This window comes from Flavobacterium sp. UBA4854, from assembly GCF_002399805.1.
GTDB lineage: Bacteria > Bacteroidota > Bacteroidia > Flavobacteriales > Flavobacteriaceae > Flavobacterium > Flavobacterium ginsengisoli.
In genome coordinates, this window is sequence record NZ_DHEI01000135.1 from 42,449 (window position 1) to 49,880 (window position 7,432).

At 33.2% G+C, this 7,432-nt stretch carries 7 protein-coding genes; 4 read left to right on the forward strand and 3 right to left on the reverse strand.

Going from position 1 to position 7,432, the window contains the following annotated elements; all coding sequences use genetic code 11:
• On the reverse strand, nt 1-1,362 hold a 1,362-nt coding region (locus B3J44_RS19865), incomplete at its 3' end, for a glycoside hydrolase family 2 TIM barrel-domain containing protein (RefSeq protein ID WP_286971020.1).
• 211 nt (nt 1,363-1,573) lie between these two features.
• Here B3J44_RS19865 and B3J44_RS19870 point away from each other — a divergent pair.
• Nucleotides 1,574-1,954 carry a hypothetical protein gene (locus B3J44_RS19870; protein WP_198856028.1) on the forward strand — a complete coding sequence of 127 codons (381 nt, stop codon included), beginning with the start codon at nt 1,574-1,576 and terminating at the stop codon, nt 1,952-1,954.
• Between the two features lie 203 nt (nt 1,955-2,157).
• Here the strand turns inward: B3J44_RS19870 and B3J44_RS19875 are convergent, their stop codons facing one another.
• Entirely contained in the window at nt 2,158-2,652 is a 495-nt protein-coding gene (locus B3J44_RS19875) for a TlpA family protein disulfide reductase (protein ID WP_286971021.1), read from the reverse strand.
• A gap of 318 nt (nt 2,653-2,970) precedes the next feature.
• On the opposite strand from B3J44_RS19875, the gene B3J44_RS19880 reads away from it, so the two are divergent.
• The 3 genes from B3J44_RS19880 to tyrS all read left to right on the forward strand — a co-directional run bounded on the left by B3J44_RS19880 (nt 2,971) and on the right by tyrS (nt 6,033).
• A complete protein-coding gene (locus B3J44_RS19880; RefSeq protein WP_091496855.1) occupies nt 2,971-3,273 on the forward strand; it encodes an ArsR/SmtB family transcription factor in 303 nt (100 codons plus the stop codon).
• Between the two features lie 7 nt (nt 3,274-3,280).
• Nucleotides 3,281-4,387, forward strand: a complete 1,107-nt coding sequence (locus B3J44_RS19885) for an NADH:flavin oxidoreductase (protein WP_198856030.1) — start codon at nt 3,281-3,283, stop codon at nt 4,385-4,387.
• A gap of 443 nt (nt 4,388-4,830) precedes the next feature.
• Complete coding sequence (gene tyrS, locus B3J44_RS19890; RefSeq protein WP_286971022.1) at nt 4,831-6,033, forward strand: tyrosine--tRNA ligase; 1,203 nt, start codon at nt 4,831-4,833, stop codon at nt 6,031-6,033.
• A gap of 224 nt (nt 6,034-6,257) precedes the next feature.
• Here tyrS and B3J44_RS19895 read toward each other — a convergent pair whose 3' ends face one another.
• On the reverse strand, nt 6,258-7,400 hold the full coding sequence (locus B3J44_RS19895; protein ID WP_198856032.1) for an acyltransferase family protein: 1,143 nt from the start codon (nt 7,398-7,400) through the stop codon (nt 6,258-6,260).
• Between the last annotated feature and the right edge of the window lie 32 nt (nt 7,401-7,432).

The window sequence follows — 7,432 nt, forward strand, 5'->3', positions numbered from 1 at the left end:
ATTGGTAATTCTTTCACCAGTAATTCCTCCCTCGATCTGCCATTCTTCATTTCCAACCGACCAGCAAAAAATACTTGGATGATTGCGATCTCGTTCCATCATTCGTTGCAAATCATTTAAATGATAATCGTTTATTCCCATTAAACGGGTTTCATCAATAACTAGCATTCCAAGTTTATCGCAAGCATCTAATAATTCTGGCGTTGGCGGATGATGTGAACAACGATAGGCATTCGAACCCATTTCTTTCAGTTTAGCGATTCGATAATACTGAATTTCATCAGGAAGCGCCGTTCCTATTCCCGCGTGATCTTGATGATTATTTGTCCCTTTCAGTTTTACATGTTTTCCGTTAAGAAAAAAACCATTTTCTGGATCGAATTTTATAGTTCTGATTCCGAACGAAGTTTTATACTCATCAATTACTTTTCCTTCGCTTTTTATTTCTGTAATTAACTGATATAAATTAGGCGAACCAATATCCCACAAAAGCGGATTTTTGACATTCAATTTTGATGAATATGTTTTTGATTTGTAAAACTCTGGAGCCGAAACATTTTCAGAATTCGTTGCTACTTGCTTTCCTGAAGCATTTAAAATAGTTTGACTTATTTGTACATTTCCTTTATAATGGCCTTTATTTTCCAATTTAACTTCTGCATTAACAAAAGCATTATCATTTGAAATTTCTGAAGTTACATAGGTTCCATTTTGTGCCACATGAAGCGGATTTGTTTTTTGCAAATAAACATGCCTGTAGATCCCTGCTCCTTCATAAAACCAGCCCTCTTCCATCGAAGCATCAACTCGAACAACGATTGTATTTTCTCCGCCATAATTAATGTAAGCCGTTACATCATATTTAAAACCATTATAACCGCTTTCTTCGGTTCCTAAATAAAATCCGTTAAAAAATACTTTTGAATTTCTAAAAATGCCATCAAATTTTAGAGAAATAATTTTTCCCAAATCTTCATTCGAAATGGTTATTTTCTTTCTATACCAACCAATACTCTTTTCAGGATAGTTTTTTCCTGCTGCTTTAAATCCGTGACTAAAACTTGCGCTTTCGTTAAAAGGCTGTTCAACTGCCCAATCGTGTGGCAAATCTAGTTTTCTCCAAGCTCTATCATCAAAATCTTTTGCGGCAGGTCCGTCAGCAAATCCAGTTTTGGTCAAATACGAAAAATAACCTTCTGCGTGACCAAAATCTTTTTTTGTGTCATATAAATGACCGAGCGAAAAGCGCCAATCTTTATCAATCAGAATAAGATCTCTGTCCGATTTGCGCTGTGCAAAAACAGGAATTGAAAATAGAATTAAGAAACAAATAATAGTTCTCAAGAAAAAATTGGTTTTCATAGGTTTGGTTGTTAGTAAAATCGAATAGCGATAAAAATAAAGCTTTTAACAAAGAAAGATTAATAGTATTTTATCAAAACATGATAACTCATTCATAACAAATACTTATAAAGCGGTTTCTAAAATTTAGAATGAATCTAATGGCTTCAGATTCAAAAATGATTTTCTTTTGATGTAATTTTATATTAAAATCATAAAAAGCAATTATACGATGAGTACTATTATCAACGAAAATAGACTACAAAGTACTTTTAAAAGCCTTGATCATAAGATTAACAAACTTAATGATCAGAAGATTACCGCTTTTTTTGAATCTTTAGGATTATTAGAAAGAAAAGACGTTCCGAAAGACTTCTTGAATTGGGAAAACATTCTAATCGTTGTTCCAAATCGACATGTTTCGCACGAACTGAAATACTATAAATATACGATTTCACGAATTTCATTTTTAACAAATCCTTACGCAGATCAAATTCATATTTTTGATCTCAAAGATTGGAAAAGCGCATCGGGAAACAAAACGCAGTTTCAGATTAGAGAAATGCTGAAAACTAGTTTTGGAGGTGTAAAGAAAGTAATTAAAGAGTCTTAGAGAAAATTAAAAATTTAGAATTAAAAGCCCAATCTAAATTGGGCTTTTATGTTTTTAACTGCAATTGCAAAATTTTATTTCTCTCGCAGATTTGGCAGATTATGGAGATTTTTTCTTCTATTTATAAAAATTTAAATCTGCTCAATCTGCCAAATCTGCGAGAGAAAATCTTTTAGATGAAACACTTTGAGGTTAAGGAAAATCTATTGCACCTCTAAAAGCTCTTTAATTTTAGCTTCTAACGCCTGTCCGTGAATGTTTTTTGCTAAAATAATTCCGTTTTTATCAATTAAAAAGTTTAATGGAACAGATTGCAACATATAATCGCTAACAACTGGAGATTGCCAGTATTTTAAATCACTAACATTTGTCCAAGGCAACTTCCCTTTTGCGATTGCTCCAGTCCATAATGGCTTTTTCGTATCCATCGAAACTCCGTAAATCGATAATTTATCTGGATAAGCATTATTCAGTTTTATTAATAATGGCTGTTCTTTAATGCAAGGCCCGCACCAAGAAGCCCAAAAGTCAATTAAAACTAAAGTTCCTCTTAAAGAAGAAAGTGCAATTTTTTCTCCTTTTGTGTCTGGAAGATCAATTTCTGGTGCAATATTTCCAACATCTACACCTACAACTTGAGCTTTCGAATTGGTGATTACACAGCATAAAAATGTAGCAATAAGTAAAGTTTTTTTCATAATGATTAAGTTTTGTTTATTCGGGGTTTGTTTTAATCTCATAATCAACACACTAGTTTGTCATTTCGACGAAGGAGAAATCTTCACGAGAAGCTCTACAAAGATTAGACATTCGTTGCGGAGTTACTTGTGGAGATTTCTCCTTCGTCGAAATGACATAAAATGAGCATACAAAACTGCATATCTCAATGAGATTATAAAAAACAAATATAAATTTTCTTTATCAAATTCTTCTTCATTTGTCCTTCCTAATCATAAAATTATCCCAAATACTTTTCTTTAAATCCATATATCGGGAAAAGTCGATATATTTGCATCATGGAAACGATAGAAATATTTAAAGCATTATCCAACAAGTCCAGATTACAAATGCTGGAATGGCTAAAAGAGCCCGAAATTAACTTTCCGGGACAACTAGAACATGCTGGATTTGAGCATGGTGTCTGCGTTGGGCAGATTCAAGCCAAAGCTGGTTTGACGCAATCCACAGTATCCGAATACCTGTCTATTTTGCAGCGTGCTGGTTTTATTGAAGCCAAGCGTGTTGGTCAATGGACTTATTATAAACGTAACGAAGGTGCCTTTGAAGCACTTAGTAAATTAATTCAATCTAATTTGTAAAATTACTATGAGTACAAACAACCTCTTTTCTGAGTTTAACTTAAAGACGTTAAATCTGAAAAACCGAATCGTAATGGCGCCAATGACGCGCTCTTTTTCTCCTAACGGAGTTCCAACTGATGAAGTGGCAGCTTATTACCAAAAAAGAGCTGAAGGTGAAGTTGGTTTAATTTTATCTGAAGGAACTGTTATTGACAGAAAATCTTCTTCTAATGATGCTAATGTTCCTCACTTTTATGGCGATTTGGCTTTAAACGGATGGAAAAAAGTTATTGATGAAGTTCATGCTGCGGGCGGAAAAATGGGACCGCAGATCTGGCATATGGGAATTATGGACAATCACCACTCGGGATGGGTTCCGCCGGTTCCTTTTGAAGGTCCGTCTGGATTAAACCGTCCTGATTTTAGAAATGGTGTTGCCATGTCTGAAAAAGATATTGAAGAAACTATTCTTGCTTTTGGTAAAGCAGCTGCTGATGCTAAAAGATTAGGTTTTGACACTGTTGAAATTCACGGTGCACACGGTTATTTAATTGACCAATTCTTTAGAGCTGAAACAAATTTACGTGAAGATATCTATGGAGGAAAAACACTTCCTGAACGTAATCGTTTTGCTATTGAAGTGATAAAAGAAGTGAGAAAGCAAGTTGGAAATGACTTTGCTGTAATTATGCGTTTTTCTCAATTCAAACCTTCTGATTACAACTATAAATTGGCTAAAAATCCGCAAGAATTAGAAGCTTGGCTTACTCCTCTTGTTGATGCTGGAGTTGATATTATTCATGCTTCGCAACGTCGTTTCTGGGAACCAGAATTCGAGGATTCTGATTTGAATTTTGCAGGATGGGCTAAAAAAGTAACTGGAGCGCCAACTATTACGGTAGGTTCTGTGGGACTTTCTGGCGATTTCTTCGGAGCATTTGCTGGCGAAAGTTCACAACCAACTTCTTTAGACGAATTAAACAGACGTTTTGACAGAGGCGATTTTGATTTGGTTGCCGTGGGAAGACCTCTTTTATCTGATCCAAATTGGGTGGCTAAAATCAAAGCAGGAAAAACTGACGAATTAAAAGGTTTTACTAAAGAGGCTCTAGGTCAATTAGTTTTAGAATAATTTTTTAAGATACAAAGTAACAGAGGTTCAAAGGGACAAAGTTTTTCCTTTGAACCTTTGTTGTTTTCTATAATACAGGTTTAAATGCAAATCTGTGTAAATCTGCTGAAATCTTTTAATCCCGATAGTTATCGGGAGCGTGAAATACTTTTGCACATCAATTTTTTACGCAGATTTATACAGATTAAAGCAGATCAAATTAGATTTTATTATTCGTCCAATGAATTAAAAGTTACTATAAAACATTTATCTTTGCAGTCGATATGAAATTCTTGAACAGCATATTACGTCTTCCTTTTTTCAGCACTTATTATTATGCAATAATATCTGCTCGGATAGGCTATGCATATAATTCAACGTATTCACGACTGTAAATTAAATAGATAAATTATATAAACCTTAAAGCCCGGGCATTTCGTCCGGGCTTTTTTATTTTCAAAAAAATGGAAACAATTCAAAAATTAAAAGAAAATGCTGCCATCTTTCTTCCCGAAAATGGCTTAGAAGAAAAATTAAACCTAGCTAAAAAAGAAAACAGAAAATTAATTATTAAACTGGGTTTTGATCCAACTGCTCCAGATTTGCATTTGGGGCATGCTGTTGTGCTTAAAAAACTGAAACAATTTCAAGATTTAGGACATCAAATTGTAATTGTTGTTGGAAGTTTTACGGCTAGAATCGGTGATCCGACTGGAAAAAATAAAAGCCGAAAACCTTTAAGTATTGAAGAAGTACAGCACAACGCAGAAACCTACATTTCGCAATTGTCTAAAATTATTGATGTTGAAAAGGCCAAAATTGTTTTCAACTCAGAATGGCTGGACGAACTTCCTTTTTCTGAAGTGATCCAGATTATGTCAAATGTGACGGTTGCACAATTGATGCATCGAAATGACTTTAATAAGCGTTTTAGCGAGAATACACCAATTGCAATGCATGAATTGGTTTACCCAATTTTGCAAGGTTTTGATTCGGTTAAAATTAATGCTGATATCGAAATGGGCGGAACTGACCAATTATTTAACTGCACTATGGGAAGACAGTTACAGGAAAGTTTTAAACTTTCGGGACAAATTGTGATGTGCATGCCTTTACTTAAGGGATTGGATGGAAAGGAAAAAATGAGTAAATCGCTTCATAATACAATTGGTTTAATTGATGAACCAAATGAAATGTTTGGTAAAACGATGTCGATTCCTGACGCTCTTATTTTAGAATTTTTAGAATTGACAACCAATTTTTCATTCGAAGAAAAAGAAGAAATCAAGAAAAGATTAGAGAAAGAAAATCCGATGGATATTAAAAAACTAATTGCTAAAAATATCATCAGCCAATACCATAATCAAAATGAAGCAGAACAAGCAGAACAATTTTTCATTAATCAATTTCAAAGTAAAAATGCAGCATCAAAATCATTTATTCCTGTTTCGATTTCTTCTTTAGAAAATCAAACCAATAAAATGACTTTGATTAATCTTTGTGCATTCATTAAAAATGATATAACAAAATCAGCTAATAGAAGATTAATTGAAAGTGGTGCGGTTCAAATCAATAATGAGAAAATTATAAATCCAAACGAATTGATTTTATTAGAAAAAGAAACAAAAATCAAAATTGGAAAGAGAAATTTTTATGAATTGCAATAATTGAATCATTATTGTTTTTGAAAGAGCGAACCTCTGCAATGTAATTTTACATTTCTACATTCGGGTTTCAAAAATAAATAAGAAAGGGATAAACAATTAAGTTTATCCCTTTTTGAATATCTATAACTAACAAAATTTAGAAATTCATTATTTTTAGGTTCAGAGTTGCAAAGGAATAAAGTTTTTCAGCTCTGTACCTTATTTCTTTGAATCTTTGCCTCTTTTTACTGTAAAGAAACTTTTCTTTTTTGAAATTTATTTACAAGCCATTTTCTAACTGGTTCATCGTATAGTTTTAAGCATACGAAAGCTAATATTATGGTCACAATTAAAACTCCAATTCCTTCTAAATATCCATTTTCCATACTAACTTTATTATCTACAACCCAAGCTGTAAACCAATAAATTAACGGATAATGCGTAATGTAAATTGGATACGAAATGTCTCCTAGAAGCTTACATATTTTTAATGAAAATTCATTTTTAATCTCTCCTCCTGCTCCAATTGCCACAATAAGCGGAAAAATTAAAATAATACAGATTGATTCGTATAAACCATTTATCCAAAGACTATTTTCGTCTCCAAATCTTGGCAGTGCCAAAACAATCGTGATTAAAATACTGCAAATCCAAAAGGCATTTTTTACATGAATAAGTTTTCCTAGACGACAAAGTAATACTCCAGCAAAAAACGGATATAATAAACGCGTAAAACCGACATTCATTTGCTCCAAATTCAATGACCAACCGCCAATTACGTCTCCTTTTGATCCGAAAACTGTATAATTAATTAGCAACCCGGCAAATATTAATACAAAGACCGACATTACTTTATTCGAAAATTTACGAAAGATTAAGGCGTACAAGATGTTTGCAATATATTCGAAAAAAAGCGACCATGCCGGTCCATTTAAAGGATGCATTTCTCCCCAACCTCTAATTTCTAATGAAGGTGGAATTGGTAAAAGTGTAAAACCTATTACCATAGTTAAAATAACTTTCCAGACTTCCATTCCCGCAATCATTGGAAATAATGCGTCTGAAGCTTGAAAATAGTAAAATATAGCCCCAATGATCATCCCTAGAATTACCATTGGCTGTAAACGAATTAAACGGCGTTTGTAGAATTCCCATTGTCCCATTTTACCCCAACGATCGTCATATGCATAAGCGACAACAAATCCTGATAAAAGAAAAAAGAAATCTACCGCAAGATATCCGTGATTTATAATTTGTTTAAAACGGTTTCCGCCTGCAAAGGCTTCAAAAATATGGAAAGCAACAACTAAAATAGCTGCAACTCCACGCAGTCCGTCTAGAATTTCGTAATGTTTTTTTGGTTTAATATCAGATGAAATTGAACTCATTTTTTTTTGGTTTAAGGTTAAGTTAGATTGAT